Origin of the sequence: Demequina lutea (assembly GCF_013409005.1) — a bacterium.
GTDB classification, from domain to species: domain Bacteria; phylum Actinomycetota; class Actinomycetes; order Actinomycetales; family Demequinaceae; genus Demequina; species Demequina lutea.
On sequence record NZ_JACBZO010000001.1, the window covers coordinates 2,782,260 to 2,795,457 of the forward strand.

The 13,198-nt window shown below is 68.2% G+C and carries 18 protein-coding genes; 5 read left to right on the top strand and 13 right to left on the bottom strand.

All coding sequences use genetic code 11. From position 1 onward, the window contains the following. The first annotated feature begins 21 nt into the window (after window positions 1–21). Window positions 22–354, top strand: a complete 333-nt coding sequence (locus BKA03_RS13335; protein ID WP_062074370.1) for a GRAM domain-containing protein — start codon at window positions 22–24, stop codon at window positions 352–354. A gap of 63 nt (window positions 355–417) precedes the next feature. On the opposite strand, the gene BKA03_RS13340 is transcribed toward BKA03_RS13335, so the two are convergent. Beyond that, complete coding sequence (locus tag BKA03_RS13340; protein WP_062074371.1) at window positions 418–873, bottom strand: hypothetical protein; 456 nt, start codon at window positions 871–873, stop codon at window positions 418–420. Beyond that, a complete protein-coding gene (locus tag BKA03_RS15875) occupies window positions 783–1,163 on the bottom strand; it encodes a Fic family protein (RefSeq protein WP_083971277.1) in 381 nt (126 codons plus the stop codon). Before BKA03_RS15875 ends, BKA03_RS13340 begins: the two co-directional genes overlap by 91 nt. On the opposite strand from BKA03_RS15875, the gene BKA03_RS13350 reads away from it, so the two are divergent. Continuing rightward, the gene (locus BKA03_RS13350) at window positions 1,059–1,646 is read left to right on the top strand and encodes a M15 family metallopeptidase (protein ID WP_083971204.1); all 588 of its coding nucleotides are present in this window, start codon (window positions 1,059–1,061) and stop codon (window positions 1,644–1,646) included. The genes BKA03_RS15875 and BKA03_RS13350 overlap by 105 nt on opposite strands. Window positions 1,647–1,715: 69 nt before the next feature. Here the strand turns inward: BKA03_RS13350 and BKA03_RS13355 are convergent, their stop codons facing one another. Further along, on the bottom strand, window positions 1,716–2,111 hold the full coding sequence (locus tag BKA03_RS13355; RefSeq protein WP_062074372.1) for an FKBP-type peptidyl-prolyl cis-trans isomerase: 396 nt from the start codon (window positions 2,109–2,111) through the stop codon (window positions 1,716–1,718). Window positions 2,112–2,462: 351 nt separating this feature from the next. After that, window positions 2,463–2,933, bottom strand: a complete 471-nt coding sequence (locus BKA03_RS15615) for a hypothetical protein (RefSeq protein ID WP_062074373.1) — start codon at window positions 2,931–2,933, stop codon at window positions 2,463–2,465. A gap of 162 nt (window positions 2,934–3,095) precedes the next feature. Here BKA03_RS15615 and BKA03_RS13365 point away from each other — a divergent pair, with 162 nt between their 5' ends. Then, window positions 3,096–4,130, top strand: a complete 1,035-nt coding sequence (locus BKA03_RS13365; RefSeq protein ID WP_062074374.1) for a P1 family peptidase — start codon at window positions 3,096–3,098, stop codon at window positions 4,128–4,130. Between the two features lie 53 nt (window positions 4,131–4,183). Here the strand turns inward: BKA03_RS13365 and BKA03_RS13370 are convergent, their stop codons facing one another. The 6 genes from BKA03_RS13370 to BKA03_RS13395 form a co-directional block, all read right to left on the bottom strand. Further along, entirely contained in the window at window positions 4,184–4,729 is a 546-nt protein-coding gene (locus BKA03_RS13370; protein WP_062074375.1) for a flavodoxin domain-containing protein, read from the bottom strand. Window positions 4,730–4,869: 140 nt separating this feature from the next. Continuing rightward, window positions 4,870–5,220: an HNH endonuclease gene (locus BKA03_RS13375; protein WP_062074438.1), complete on the bottom strand. Its 351-nt coding sequence runs from the start codon at window positions 5,218–5,220 to the stop codon at window positions 4,870–4,872. Between the two features lie 189 nt (window positions 5,221–5,409). Then, window positions 5,410–6,483 carry an alanine racemase gene (locus BKA03_RS13380; protein ID WP_062074376.1) on the bottom strand — a complete coding sequence of 358 codons (1,074 nt, stop codon included), beginning with the start codon at window positions 6,481–6,483 and terminating at the stop codon, window positions 5,410–5,412. Between the two features lie 204 nt (window positions 6,484–6,687). Continuing rightward, window positions 6,688–6,987, bottom strand: a complete 300-nt coding sequence (locus BKA03_RS13385; RefSeq protein ID WP_238579375.1) for a transcriptional regulator — start codon at window positions 6,985–6,987, stop codon at window positions 6,688–6,690. After that, window positions 6,984–7,457, bottom strand: a complete 474-nt coding sequence (locus tag BKA03_RS13390) for a hypothetical protein (protein ID WP_152649484.1) — start codon at window positions 7,455–7,457, stop codon at window positions 6,984–6,986. The genes BKA03_RS13385 and BKA03_RS13390 overlap by 4 nt, the downstream gene beginning before the upstream one ends. After that, window positions 7,454–7,912 carry a hypothetical protein gene (locus BKA03_RS13395; protein ID WP_062074378.1) on the bottom strand — a complete coding sequence of 153 codons (459 nt, stop codon included), beginning with the start codon at window positions 7,910–7,912 and terminating at the stop codon, window positions 7,454–7,456. Before BKA03_RS13395 ends, BKA03_RS13390 begins: the two co-directional genes overlap by 4 nt. An 86-nt stretch (window positions 7,913–7,998) precedes the next feature. On the opposite strand from BKA03_RS13395, the gene BKA03_RS13400 reads away from it, so the two are divergent. Then, entirely contained in the window at window positions 7,999–8,517 is a 519-nt protein-coding gene (locus BKA03_RS13400) for an aminoacyl-tRNA deacylase (protein ID WP_062074440.1), read from the top strand. A 44-nt stretch (window positions 8,518–8,561) separates the two neighbouring features. On the opposite strand, the gene BKA03_RS13405 is transcribed toward BKA03_RS13400, so the two are convergent. Then, window positions 8,562–9,212 (bottom strand): TetR/AcrR family transcriptional regulator, encoded by a 651-nt coding sequence (locus BKA03_RS13405; RefSeq protein ID WP_083971211.1) that lies wholly within the window; start codon window positions 9,210–9,212, stop codon window positions 8,562–8,564. 68 nt (window positions 9,213–9,280) lie between these two features. Here BKA03_RS13405 and BKA03_RS13410 point away from each other — a divergent pair, with 68 nt between their 5' ends. After that, window positions 9,281–10,738 carry an MDR family MFS transporter gene (locus tag BKA03_RS13410; RefSeq protein WP_238579376.1) on the top strand — a complete coding sequence of 486 codons (1,458 nt, stop codon included), beginning with the start codon at window positions 9,281–9,283 and terminating at the stop codon, window positions 10,736–10,738. A gap of 135 nt (window positions 10,739–10,873) precedes the next feature. Here the strand turns inward: BKA03_RS13410 and BKA03_RS13415 are convergent, their stop codons facing one another. Then, complete coding sequence (locus BKA03_RS13415; protein WP_062074380.1) at window positions 10,874–11,368, bottom strand: methylated-DNA--[protein]-cysteine S-methyltransferase; 495 nt, start codon at window positions 11,366–11,368, stop codon at window positions 10,874–10,876. Between the two features lie 34 nt (window positions 11,369–11,402). Continuing rightward, window positions 11,403–13,169 (bottom strand): AlkA N-terminal domain-containing protein, encoded by a 1,767-nt coding sequence (locus BKA03_RS13420; RefSeq protein WP_083971214.1) that lies wholly within the window; start codon window positions 13,167–13,169, stop codon window positions 11,403–11,405. Window positions 13,170–13,198 lie beyond the last annotated feature (29 nt).

The window sequence follows — 13,198 nt, forward strand, 5'->3', positions numbered from 1 at the left end:
CGGCGGCGATACAGTGGGCCCATGAAGACTCAACTCCGCGAAGGCGAAACCACCATCAAGAGCGGCGGTGCCAAACTGCGCCGCGGCATCGAAGCGGTCGGCGGCATGTTTTACTTCACTAATCAACGCCTCGTCTTTGAGTCCCACGGATTCAACATCCAAACAGGTGCGGTGGCAGTGGAGTTGAGCGACATCCAGTCGCTTGAGCAGACGTACACGAAGCTGTTTGGATTCATCCGCATGTTCAAGAACGCGCTGCTCGTCACCTCCAAGGCCGGAGACTCACAGCTGTATACGCTCAATGGCATCGGCTCGTGGATGACGGAGCTCGCCCCGTTGGGGCTCACTCTCTAGTTCGGATGGCTGGGCCGATTCTCCAAGTCCAAGTCACACTTGGAGAAGATTGGGAGAACGCCCCTAAATCCGCTCGGCCAGGTCAGCAACCGGCCGCCACGCGAACTGCTTGCTGACCTTGAAGCGCTCGACCAAGCCCCGAGCCTCAAGCGCCAGCAGGTCCTGCCTGGCGGTCTCGATGGTCACTCGATGGCTGCCACCGTGGGACTTCGCGGTGTAGTGGGCCGACGGATTCCTGGCAGCATGCTCGAGGAGCGCCAATTGCCGATGGTTGAACTCTCCCGGCAGGCCCTTGAGTCTGGACTGAACCTTGCGGATCTCCTGAGCCTTCACGGCCAGGTACTCGTGCAGTTCCTCGATCGCGCGGCGAATCACGTCGAGGTGATAGGCGTAGAAGTGGGTGAGGTCGCCTTCGTCGTCCTCGGTCATCAGGAATGACTGCGCGTATTGGGACGGTGCCTTGCGCAGGATCCAGGAGATCGAGAAGTACTCGGTGAGCCAGTACCCCTCGCGCAGCATCGACCAATAGAACAAAGCGCGCGCCGTGCGCCCATGCCGTCCTCGAAGTAGTGGTCATAGCCCATCATGAAGTGGATGGTGATGGCGCGCAGCACCTTGGGCATGTAGGGCGCGTCACCCTCGCCGTTCGCAAAGGCGCACAGCGCATCGAGCCGCTGGGGAAGCTCCGTCACCGGCGGTGGCCGATGCAGCAGCTGGTCGCCGTCACCCCCCACCGAGACGCGCTCGCGCTCGTCGTCCTGCAGACGCCCCGCATACTCCGGATGGTCGAGCGTTCCGTCTGTGACGATGCGGTGAAGCTCAAGCACCATGTCGGGCGTGAGCGGATGCTGGGACAGCTCCCGAATGCGCTGCATCGGCGCTACTTCGATGAGTACCTGGACGAACTGCGCGCGCTACACCCTGGCCTCGGCGCAACCGAGTTGGCGTCTCTCGCCAGCCGCTACGTGTCTCCGCCCGAGATCGCGCCGCACTCGAGCGGCGCAGCCGTCTATCTCACGCTGTGCGACAGCGCGGGCAAAGAACTCGATATGGGCACTCGCGTCAACGCCTCGCCCGAGGAGAGCGACGGCCGCTGCTACACCGACGTCGACGGGTTGTCACCCGAGGCCCGGGCCAACCGTGACATCCTCGCGTCCGCACTCACCGCCGTCGGCTTGGTGAACTACCCCACCGAGTGGTGGCACTGGACCTACGGTGACCGCTACTGGGCGCTCGCCGCCGGCGCGCCCCACGCGCTCTACGGACCCGTGGACCAGCCCCGGCCATCTTGAGCTAGCAGTGACCCGGGATCGGCCCTCCGCGACGAGGATCGCGACGGCGGGAAGTGGCCCGCTCCGCGCCTACTCGGCCTCGAGCACGTCCACGGCGAATACCAGCGTCGATCCACCGGGGATGGGGCCCATCGAGCGCGCGCCGTAGCCCTTCTCGGGCGGGACTGACAACAGCAGCTTGGAACCCACGGGCTGGCCAACGATGCCCTCTACCCAGCCGTCAATGAGCGAGCCGCGCGCGATGCCAAACGAGATGGGCTCGCCGCGGTCCCACGAGGCGTCAAACTTGGCGCCGTCCCACAGCCAACCTGCGTAATGCACGGTGATCTGCTGGCCCTCGACCACTGCGGCGCCGTCGCCTGCCTCAAGCACCTCGACGACGAGGCCCTCGGGCTTGATCGCGCCGGCGAAGTCGACGGAGGGGGCGCCATTGGCGGCGCGGGTGATCTGGGGAAGGGTGCTCATATCGGCTCCTCGGATTGGGTCTCGGCACGCGGTCTGCGCAACAGCTCTGGGACAAGCCTAGGCGAGACTCGGCCCGGAGCCGGTTCGCGTGTCGGCCAAGCCGGCCCGCCTGCAGTTCCCCACATGGGTCCGACGTACCGTCCCTGACACAGGGATGCAGTCCGCCTGGGCGTGCCGATGCCGGGGTGGGTGGCACCGGCCGATGTAGCGGCAGGGGATGTGGCGAAAAAGGCTGCGGCGCCGGCTTACCTGCGGCCAACGAGCAGCAGCGACGATGCACCGAAGTGCACCGCCGCCGCTGCCGTCTGCGGGAGTCGTCGCCGCGTCCGACCGTCGCTCAGGTCAACGACCTCAGCTGCGTCCGCCCATCATGCCGCCTTGCCCGGCGCCGACGCCGACCTGGGGCCCGTCGCCGATGGGCCCGTTGCCGTCGCAGTTCGCGGTGTCACGAAGCTGGTCGCGCACCTGGTCGCGGGTCTGGTCCCCCGACGGGTCCTGCGCCGGGTCGCGCACCTGGTTGCGGGTCTGGTTCTGTGTCTGGTCGCCAGCCTGGCTCTGTGCCTGGTTGCCGGCCTGGCTCTGTGCCTGGTTGCCGGCCTGGCTCTGTACCTGATTGCCATTGGCGGCGCCATACATTCCGCCCGCGGGCGTCCCGTAGTTGACCTGTTGGTCTGCGTGCAGCTGTTCACGCGCCTGCACGCGCTCGGTGACGGTCGGTTGAGTGCCGTCCGACGCACTGGTGACGGCGTAAGAGACGCCGGCGGGTACCAAAATCAGTGCCGCCGAGGCCCCTGCGATTGCCCAAGTCCTTGTCTTGATCATGATGTGCTCCTTTCCTTGGTGGTGACTGGATGCCTCCATTCCACCTGCGCCACATGCAGATCAGGGGTGCGCTTCCGTGAAGATTGTGTGAAGCCGCTGTCGGCGTCCTGGGAGCGGTCGCTGGCCGTGGGGCGCGGCGGGCATGTGAACTACTGTCACTCCATGACCAACAACACCCTCACCGCGCTCACGGGAGTGCGCGTGGGCCATGCCACCCACCTGGACAAGCTCACCGGCTGCACTGCCATCATGTTCGACAAGCGCCTCACGGTCGCGTTCCAGTCGTACGGCGGCGGCGCGGGTGGCTACAACACCGAGGGCCTGCAAAGCGGAAAGACCAATTACAAGCTCAACGGCATTTTCGTGACCGGCGGCAGCGGCACCGGGCTTATGGGCGCGACGTCGATCATGCAGTGCCTGCGCGCCGATGGTCGCGGGTCCCGGTCCGGCCCCGACGGCGGGATCGTCAACCCGTCCGTCACGGGCGCGGCCATCTACGACCTTGGCATGGACATCGCTCCTTACGACGCCGAATACGGCGCCGAGGCCTACCGCAACGCGACCGATGCCCCCGTCGTGGGCGGCAACGTGGGCGCGGGCACCGGCGCGGCGGTGGGCAAGTTCTTGTGGCTCGACGGCGGGGCCAAGGTGGGTGCCATGAAGGGCGGCATCGGCTCGGCGCGCGTGGATGTGGGAGGCGGGATCATCGTCACGGCCCTCACCGTGGTCAATGCCATGGGCAACGTGGTACTCCCCGACGGCTCCGTACTGGCGGGCAACCGCGACGGCGAGGGCGGCTTCAAGCGATTCGAGGACGTGGGCGAGCGCGTGACCCGCAACCTGCAGAACACCACCATCACGGTCGTGGGCATCAACGTCGACCTCGGCTCGACGGAGCACTACGAGAAGGTTGCCCACCTCGCCTCGCACGGTCAGGTGCGCGCCATCAATCCGGTCCACACCTCGGGCGACGGCGACTCGATCTTCGTCTTCTCGACCGCCGAACTTCGCAACCCCCTCAACGCCGACGGTCCGCTCTTCACCACCGGGACGAGCGACATCCACCTGCAGGTCGACATCCTGGGCCACGCGGCGGCGACCGCCGTCCAAGAGAGCATCTACGACGCTTGCCGCCAGGCGAAGACCGTCGCCTTCGACGCGGCGTACGGCGGCATCGTGCCTGCGGTGGGCGGCTGACGCACGGGGTCAGGTCGGCTTGACGCCGCCCCGTGGACGAGGTGGCCAGTCGGTCAGGCGCTCGCCGCCTCACCCTTCAACTCGGCGGCTATTTCCTGCGCCCAAGCCTCAATCGCGGGCCAGTCGCGGAAGTCGCCGGCGGGAAGTCCGTCGCGTGCCGCCGGCATGGTGCGGATGAGCCGCTCCGACATGCCAATGGGCCGCGCGGTGGGATCGTAGGCGCCGAAGAACACCTTTTCGGCGACGGGGTGGAGCAGGTCGACGAGTTCGTCAAACTCCTTGGGGCGGCTAGCCACCAACGCGTCGACGCCCTGCTTGTTGACCAGATCGGTGCCGATCGGGCCGCTGCTGAAGAGCCACAACGGGTGCTTGGCGAGGTGCTCGGCGTACTCGCGGGCGAAGCGCACGGCTTCCTTCTGCCAGCGAAACATGTACGTCGACGCCCCGAGCACCACCGCGTCGTAGCCTTCGACATCTGTCACCTTGTCGACGGACAGCGCGGTCGCGGGGACGCCTGCTTTGCCGAGATGGGTGGCGATGTGCTCGGCGATGCCAGCGGTGGCTCCGTGCCGCGACGAGTAGGCGACCAGGACGTTCATGACGTTCCTCCGCTCTGAGCAGGGGGCCAAGCCCTCCGCTACCTCTCATCTATACCGCAACGGTGTACCTGCTACAAGGCCCTCTCGTGGTGGAACTACGACGACCGCGCCGACGGTGACTCATAAGACGGCAAGGGATCTCACCGCTCACGGGCTGCGTTGATCTCGTAGAGCCGCACCAGGAAGGCCCGCTCGTCGAGGCGTTTGCGGCGCAGCCAGTGCGTCACCTCTTCGTTGCACTTGCTCGCGTTGCATGACCTGCACGCGGGCACCACGCTCTCGGCGGTGTAGCGGCCTCCGCGCGATATGGGAAGCACGCAGTCCCGCTGGAGCGAGGCATCGGCCGATGCCTGGGCGCCGCAATACGCGCAGCCACCCCACGCCACCAGGATTGCTTCCCACTGGGCCGACGTGAGGTCGTTGTCCGCGGCGTCGACGCGACGCTTTCTCTTGCGGGCGGCCCGAGCGCGACGGGTCTGACTGATTGCCACAGTGTCGAGCGTACTGAGGCGACGCTGCTGGCGACCGCAACCCACGCCAGGGTCCCGGCAGCGCCCTATCCGCACCTGACGCAAGGTCGCGGGGTCAAAACCGTGTGCCATGTGCGCACAGGGCGCAAAACTAGGCCGCGCGAGGCGACACCGGGGCCGGGGTCCGCACGGCGTGGGGCGCCGACGGGCCTAGCGCGCGGGCGTGTGGGTCAGCAGGCGCTCGACGACGAACGGCGAGGTCATGGCACGGATGAGCGCCGAGTAGTCCACGCCGAAGCGAATCTCGGTGCCCGCGGCCAAGCGGACGGGTGTCTCAAGCACCAGGTGATCGCTACTCGCGGACAGCACCGTGACGCCAGCGGGCGGCTTGAGTCCGTCGGGGTCCACGTCTTGGCGACCAAGCGCGACGATGGTCTGGATGATGGTGCCGCGTTCTCGCGTTTGCGCGGCGGCGCCAACGGCGACGCCTGCCCGCACACCCCATGGGGCCGACGGCTTCTCGATCGACTCGATCACGGGCGCCACGACGGCGAACGCGTCGCCGCGCAGCCCCTCGATGGGCCTGCGGGTGAGCGGATCCACACCAAGCAGGATCGACTCGCCCAGGCGGAGGTCATTGATGGCCCCGACGCGACCCTCGCCGAGCGCCCAACCGAGGTTGGCCGAGTTGCCGCCGGTGATGATCGCGGGGTCGACTCCGAACTTGGAACTGATCGTCGATGCGAGGCCAGTGAGCTGCTGCATCTGGTCGTCGCCCGGTACCACGCCGCTGCGGGTAGCGAGGTTCGTCCCGATGCCCGTCAAGGTGACGTGCCTGGTACGGGAGATGATGCGGGCGGCGTCGAGGACATCGGCCGTCATCATGCCCTCGCCAAGGTCACCCATCTCGACCATGAGCACGATGCCGTGATTGAGCGCGCGCTTACCGGCCGCGACGGACAGCGCAGTGACGATGTCGAGGTCGCTGACGAGCGAGTGGGTGGCGCAAGCGACGGCGCGTTCTGCCCATTCGGGCGACGGCGAGCGCAGCAAGATGACGGGCACCTTGATACCCGCGTCGCGCAAGGCCTCGATGTTCTCGATGCGGGTGTCACCCAGCCGCTTGACCCCGCCGTTGATCATTGCCTTCGCCACCTCGGGCGAGCCGAGCGTCGCTTGAGTCACACCCGTGACGTCGATCCCGCGAGCATGCAGACGCTTCACGAGCTCGCGCGCGTTGTGTTCGACGGCGCTCAGATCGATCTCGATGCGCGGCGTTCTCACGCTGCGGCCTTCGAGGGCCAGCGAGTCACGGGGGTGCGGAAGGGGCGCATGGCGCGGGGCCTCGAGTCTGACTCAGAGGAGGCGCCCTGGATCGTGCCGACCAGGGGGCCGGGATCAACGAGAGGTCCCCACTAAGAAGTGGTGGAACTCCAGTGTACGCGTAGGGAGCGCCCTCGCGGAGGCCGCGATGGGGGCTGTTTGGCCCTAGCCGATCAGGCGGCGCAACTCCGCGACGTGGCCCGCGTAGGCCTCGGAGCCCGCGCGGGTCAGTGCCAAGCGCTTGCGCGACCGCCCGCCCGATGTGTGCGACGTGATCACCACGTAACCCTCGTCCGCCAACACCTTCACGTGTTTGCTGAGCACCGAGTCGCTCACGTCGAGATCCTCGCGTGCGGCCGCGAAGTCCATCGCGTCGACCTCGGCGAGCATCGCGCAGAGCTGCAGGCGCAGCGCCGCGTGGATGGTCTGGTCGAAGCGGGGCTCGGTGATGCGTCGCTCCGTCACGGTGCGTTCCTGATCCTGGCGATCGCTCGACGGTTGATCCAGCGGAAGCCCACATAGACGATGGCGGTGGCGAGCACGGCCGCGACGGGGGCCGCGGGCGCCCAGGTGTCATAGTTCCAGAGTCCGGTCTCGCCCACGGCCAGCGCCACTAGTGGTACCCACCAGTGAAGTGGGTCGTGGGTGCGGCTCGTGCGGCCGTCGGAAACCACGCCGATGCGCCACTGGCGCGCGCGCTTCATCCACAACACCGCAAAGGCGCACGGAACGACAACGAACGGGGCCGTCGTCGGAAAATCCGGCGACAACCACAGCACCACACCAATGCTTGTGGCCATGAAGGCATCCCACGTCCACGGGACGCTGACCCGGCGCGCGAGAGTCTCGCGGGCGACCTTGGTGCTGGCGAGCGCCTCCGCTGGGCTCAGGTCTTCGCGCTCGGCGAGGTCGTCACTTTCCTCACTTTCCATCACGATGCGCTCCTGATTCTGGCGATCGCGCGGCGGTTGATCCAGCGGGAGCCAAGGAACACGACCGCAGCGATGAACACGGCCGCGACGAGGGGAGTGGCCGCCCACCGCGTGCGAACCGCGAACCCGGTCGCGAAGGTGGCCAAGACCGCCAAGATCATCCACAACTGCAGGGGGTCGAAGGTGCGCCTCGTTGTCCCTTCGGAGACCACACCCACGCGTCGCTGACGCGCGCTGCTCAACCATCTAAAGGTGAAGTAGAAGGCCGCGCCCAAGAAACCTAGGCTGGGAGACCACATCACTAAGCCCACCACCGCGCCTGCGCCAACCGCCTGGAACGCGTCCCACACCCACGGAACCTTGACGCGGCGGGCAAGGCGCTCGCGGGCCGCCTTCGCGCTCGCGAGAGACTCTGCCGGGGTCAACTCTTCGCTCTCGCCGTCGACGTCACTTTCCATAATGGAAAGTTAAGCCTGACTTTCCATGTTGTCAAGTGATGGGCATCGGCCGGAAGAGCCACGGCATCGGCGACGTTGTCACGATCATGACCGACGCGACCGCTCCACTTGACCCATCCGTGCCCGACACCCCCGCCACCAGGGCGCTTGCCGCGTCGGGCATCGGCTACACCGTGACCGTCCACGGGCGAGTGAACTCCCTGGAGGAAGCCGCGGCGGCGAGGGGGCTCGAGCCGTGGCAGATCCTCAAGACGCTCGTGGTGCGCAAGGCCGACGACGACTTCTTGCTGGTGCTAGTGCCGGGCGATCGCCAGATTAGTTGGCCAAAGCTGCGCACACTCCTGGGCGTGAGTCGCCTGTCGATGCCGGACAAGGAGGTCGCCCGCGCGGCCACGGGCTACGAGCGCGGCACGATCACGCCGTTCGGCTCTCTTCAGTCTCCCGCGGGCACGCCGTGGCCCGTCATCGCCGATGCCCTGGCGGCCTCTCGCCCGGGCCCGGTGAGCATCGGCGCGGGTGCGCATGGGGTGGCTGCGAGCGTCGCAACCGACGACCTGGTCGCCGCGCTCGGCGCTCAAGTGGCCGACGTGACTGAGCCGTTGTAAACCGGAGCCCCTGTAAGCCGGGGCCCACACAGGCCGAAGACGGCCTAGGCGTCGTCCCGCTTGCGCGTCAGCAAGGGGAGCACGATGTCGTCGACGATCTCGTTGATGGTCTCGTCGCTGAGCGGCTGAGCGTTGAGGATGACCTCGTGCCTGAACAGGTCGAAGGGCAGCGACGCCGTGCGCGCGGTGACGTTCCTGGGGTCGACCTCACCGCGCTGAACGGCGAGCTCGATGGGCGAGAAGGATCTGACGGGGCGACCCTGCATAAAGAGTTGCCTGATATCCGCGAACGTGAGGCCCTCCCCGGCCAGGTAGATGCCGACGTGCTGAGTGGCGTCGATGAGCGTGCGCACATCGGTGCGGTTGGCCCAACGCATCATTTCGATGAGGTCCTCGCGCAGGGAACCAGTGGGTTCCGGTGCCGGTCCGCGGCCCTTCAGGATCACGTGGCGCGCGGCGGCCGCGACGAGTTCGACCTTGCCTGGCCAGCGCCTGTAGAGCACTGCCCTGCTCGTGCCCGCGCGCTGCGCGACCGCGTCGATCGTCAGGTCGTAGAACCCGACCGCCTTGAACTCCTCCCAGGCGGCGTCGAGGAGGGCAATCTCGAGGTCCTCGCCGCGGCGCCGATGCTTGGGCGCGGGGGCGTCTGGCTCGGGGGCGTCGGCGTCGTTGCCGTCGTCCTTAATAAGAGACATTGCGTATCTTCTCCGCCCGATGTACCGTGTGATTCATAAGATACACGCCGTCCCCTAGGAGTATCAAGGTGTCAGCCTCAACCCCCATGCTCGATCCCGCCGTCGACCCCTTCAAGGACCCGGTCCTGAGGCGCAGCATCATCGCCATCATGGTGGGCGCTATGGCCGTCGTCTTCGACACCACCATCCTGTCGATCGCGATCCCCACGCTGACCAAGGACTTCAACGCGCCTCTCAACACCATTCAGTGGGTCGTCACCGGTTACCTGCTCGCGATGTTCGCGGTCATCCCGCTGACCGGCTGGGCGCAGCGCCGCTTCGGCGGCAAGCACTTGTGGATCGCGGCGCTCAGCCTGTTCACGCTCGGCTCGCTGCTGTGCGGGTTCGCGTGGAGCGCCACGAGCCTCATCGCGTTCCGGGCCTTGCAGGGCCTCGGTGGCGGCATCATCATCCCGCTCATGGCCACCATCCTCATGCAGGCCGCGGGCGGGCGCGCCCCCGGAAGGCTCATGGCCGTGGTCGGGCTACCCATGGCGCTCGGGCCCATCCTCGGTCCGGTCATCGGCGGCATCGTCCTGCACTTTGTCCACTGGTCGTGGCTGTTCTGGATCAACATCCCGCTGGGCGCGCTCGGGCTGTTCATGGCGGTGCGCATGCTCCCTTCCGACGGCGCCACCGAACGCCCGCGGCTCGACGGGCTGGGTGCCGTGCTGTCCACCGTGGGCGTTGTGTCGCTCATCTACGGACTGTCGAACGTCGCCGGCGACGGCGGCTTCGGCCACGCCGACGTCCTGATCCCCGGCATCGGCGGCCTAGCCATCACGCTTGGGTACGTCGCGTATTCGATGCGCCGCGGCGAGAACGCGCTCATCGACCTGGCGCTACTCAAGCACCGACCGCTCGCGACTTCCACGCTGCTGATGTTCCTTGCGGGCACAGCGCTGTATGGCGCAATGTTCATGATTCCGCTGTTCTACCAGCAGCTTCGTGGCTCCGACGTGCTCGCCACGGGGCTGCTATTGATCCCGCAGGGTGTGGGTTCGCTCGCGTCGCGCGGCATCGCGGGGCGCCTCACCGACTCGATCGGTTCGCGCGTGGTGGTGATTGCGGGATTCGCCATCATGACCGCCGCGACCATCCCCTTCGCCTTTGCCGACGCCAGCACCAATGCCTGGTTCCTCGGCGCCATTCTGTTCATTCGCGGCTTTGGTGTGGGCGCGGTGTTCATGCCGCTCATGGCCACCGCGTACGTGGGCCTGTCCCACGAGGAGATTCCGCACGCCTCGATCGTGACGCGTGTGTCGCAACAGATCGGGGGGTCGTTCGGAATCGCGGTGCTAGCTGTGGTGCTGCAGACCCAGGTGCGCAACGTGTCCTCGCCCGCGCAGGCGGCGCACGCGTTCAGCCACACGTTCTGGTGGGCCGTGGGATTCATGGCGCTGGGCCTGGCCGTGTCGCCCCTGCTGCCAGGCAAGTCCATGACCCAGGCCGCGCCGCCGCTCGAGCTCGTCGACGCGGAGGTTTAGCCGGCCGCGGGGGCCGGGTGCGTGATGACCCACTAGGTGACGTCCGCCAGGGAAACGGGTACGTGGTGACCCACTACGACACCGTCGCCGCGCGAACGGGTACGTGGTGACCCACTTGCTGGGGAGTGGGGGCGCCTAGACGGTTGCGCCCTCGCGCGTCAGCAGCTCGCGCTTCACCTCGACACCCCAAGCGAAGCCCGTGAGCGAGCCGGACGCGCCCACCACTCTGTGACACGGCACGAACAGGGCGACCGCGTTGCGGCCGCACGCCGCGCCGACCGCGCGGCTCGCGCCTGGGCTGCCGAGTTCGGCCGCGAGTTCGCCATAGCGGCGCACCTCGCCACGCGGAATCTCTCGCAGCGCGGTCCACACGGCACGCTGGAACGCCGTGCCGTGTTGGGCGACGGGCACGCGAGCGGGCGCCTCGACATCTCCGGCGTAGAAAGCCCGCACCGCGGCCGACGCGCGGCACGCTCCCGCGGTGAGATCCGCTGGCGCAAGGCGTGCGCGACCGGCCACGCCCTCCACATCCGCCGACCACCCCGCGGCGACCACGGCGCCTTCGGGATTCTCGACCAGAGTGAAGGGGCCGTCTGGGGTGTCGAGCGTCTCGACCGTGTAGGTGGTCACGATGGTCCTCCAGGGAGTGAGGGGGGTGAGCTGGTCAGGGTGCGGGGGTTCGAGGTGCGGGGGTTCGAGGTGCGGTGGGGCGTGCGGGGCGTGCGGGGCGTGCGGTGGGTGAGCTGGTTGGGGGTGCGCTCACGGGCGACGCCGCCGCCCGCCACAGGTGCATCATCAGGTAACTGCGCCACGGAGCGAACGCCGCCGCAGCCTCGGAGAGGGGTTTCGCATCGCGCGGGAGGCCGAGCGCGGCCGCGCCGTTGCGCACGGCGATGTCGCCCGTGAGCAGCAGGTCGGGGCTGCCAAGCACGCGCAGCGCCACATAGTTCGAGGTCCACGGGCCGATGCCTGGGATCGCCTCAAGGACGGACGTGAGCTCGTCGCGGGTCGCGCCCACGTCGAGGGGGAGCTCGCCGGATGCGGCGGCCTCGCATGCGAGCGCGAGCGCCTCGCGACGCCTGCCCGGCCCCGTCACGACGTCGCGCACCGCCGACGCGAGGGTGGCCGCAGTGGGAAAGAGGTGGGTGACCTCAAGCGGCATCGGAGCCAACGCGGGCGGGAGCGGCTCCGCGAGCTCGGCCACAAGCCTCCGCACCGCGGTGCGCGCGGCGGCCACCGTCACCTGCTGGCCAAGGATCGCGCGCACCACCATCTCCACGGGATCGAGCGCACCGGGGATGCGGATGCCCCGGGTGGTCGCGATGGATGCTGCCATCCGGGGGTCAGCCGCGAGCGCCGCCTCATACATGGCGGGGTCGGCGTCGAGGTCGAAGAGCCTGCGGACGCGAGCCAGGAGCGACGGCAGGTCGGCAAGGTCGGCGAGACGGGCCGTCACGCTCACGGCACCGGGCTCGGGGGTCACGCTCACCACGCCCATTCCGCCTGCCAGCCGCACTGACCTCGTATACGCCCCGTCTTGGACCGACTCGATTCCAGGAATTGCCCTGGTAGCAAGCCACTTCAGCACTCCCGCTCCGTCAAAGGGCTCGCGGGCGGCGAGACGCACCGTGATGGCCGCCGTGCCTCGGTGTGCAGAAGTGCCGGATCCGGGGCTGTCCGCGGGTTTGTCCAGACCGGCGGCTGCTCCCTGGGGAGCGGGAGTCCCGGCACTTCGGAACGCCGCTCCGGGGTAAGCAACACCGGACCGAGCCACGCCGGGCTCTGCCGCACCGGACCGGGCCACGCCGGACCGGGCCACACCGGAGCGCGCCGCCCCGGCATTCGCCAGCCGATCCACCCGCCGCGCCGCCGCGCGCACCTGCGTGGGGGTCATCCCGAACACCTCGGCCACCGTGTCGTTGAATTGGCGGATCGACGCGAACCCCGCCGCGAAGGCCACATCGCTCGCCGGCATCGCGGTGGAGACCAACAGCGTGCGGGCCGTCTGGGCCCGCTGCGCTCGTGCGAGCGCCAGGGCCCCAGCGCCCAATTCCTCGCTGAGCACGCGGCCCAGCTGCCTTCCCGAATACCCCACGCGCGCGGCCAGGCCTGGCACTCCTTCGCGGTCCACGACGCCGTCGCCGATGAGCCGCATCGCGCGGGCCGCCACGTCCTCCCTGATCGCCCACTCGGGGCTGCCAGGCACCGCCTCGGGTAGGCATCGCTTGCACGCGCGAAACCCCGCGAGATGCGCCGCCGCAGACGTGCGGTAGAACTCGACGTTGGCTGGCCGGGGCATGCGCGCGGGGCAGCTGGGCTTGCAGTAGATCCCCGTCGTCCGCACGGCCATCACGAACTGGCCGTCGAAGCGCCGATCGCGCCCGGCCGATGCCCTGTAGCAGGCGTCGGCGTCGAGCGGGATCGCGTTCATGCCCTCAAGAATGCCCCGGCCTGGGCCCG

Excerpts from the sequence above, each read along its gene's own strand:
- BKA03_RS13335 (WP_062074370.1), top strand. The coding sequence starts at position 22 with ATGAAGACTCAACTCCGCGAAGGCGAAACCACCATCAAGAGCGGCGGT.
- BKA03_RS13340 (WP_062074371.1), bottom strand. The coding sequence starts at position 873 with ATGCTGCGCGAGGGGTACTGGCTCACCGAGTACTTCTCGATCTCCTGG.
- BKA03_RS13350 (WP_083971204.1), top strand. The coding sequence starts at position 1,059 with ATGCAGCAGCTGGTCGCCGTCACCCCCCACCGAGACGCGCTCGCGCTC.
- BKA03_RS13355 (WP_062074372.1), bottom strand. The coding sequence starts at position 2,111 with ATGAGCACCCTTCCCCAGATCACCCGCGCCGCCAATGGCGCCCCCTCC.
- BKA03_RS15615 (WP_062074373.1), bottom strand. The coding sequence starts at position 2,933 with ATGATCAAGACAAGGACTTGGGCAATCGCAGGGGCCTCGGCGGCACTG.
- BKA03_RS13365 (WP_062074374.1), top strand. The coding sequence starts at position 3,096 with ATGACCAACAACACCCTCACCGCGCTCACGGGAGTGCGCGTGGGCCAT.
- BKA03_RS13370 (WP_062074375.1), bottom strand. The coding sequence starts at position 4,729 with ATGAACGTCCTGGTCGCCTACTCGTCGCGGCACGGAGCCACCGCTGGC.
- BKA03_RS13395 (WP_062074378.1), bottom strand. The coding sequence starts at position 7,912 with ATGGAAAGTGACGTCGACGGCGAGAGCGAAGAGTTGACCCCGGCAGAG.
- BKA03_RS13400 (WP_062074440.1), top strand. The coding sequence starts at position 7,999 with ATGACCGACGCGACCGCTCCACTTGACCCATCCGTGCCCGACACCCCC.
- BKA03_RS13405 (WP_083971211.1), bottom strand. The coding sequence starts at position 9,212 with ATGTCTCTTATTAAGGACGACGGCAACGACGCCGACGCCCCCGAGCCA.
- BKA03_RS13420 (WP_083971214.1), bottom strand. The coding sequence starts at position 13,169 with ATGAACGCGATCCCGCTCGACGCCGACGCCTGCTACAGGGCATCGGCC.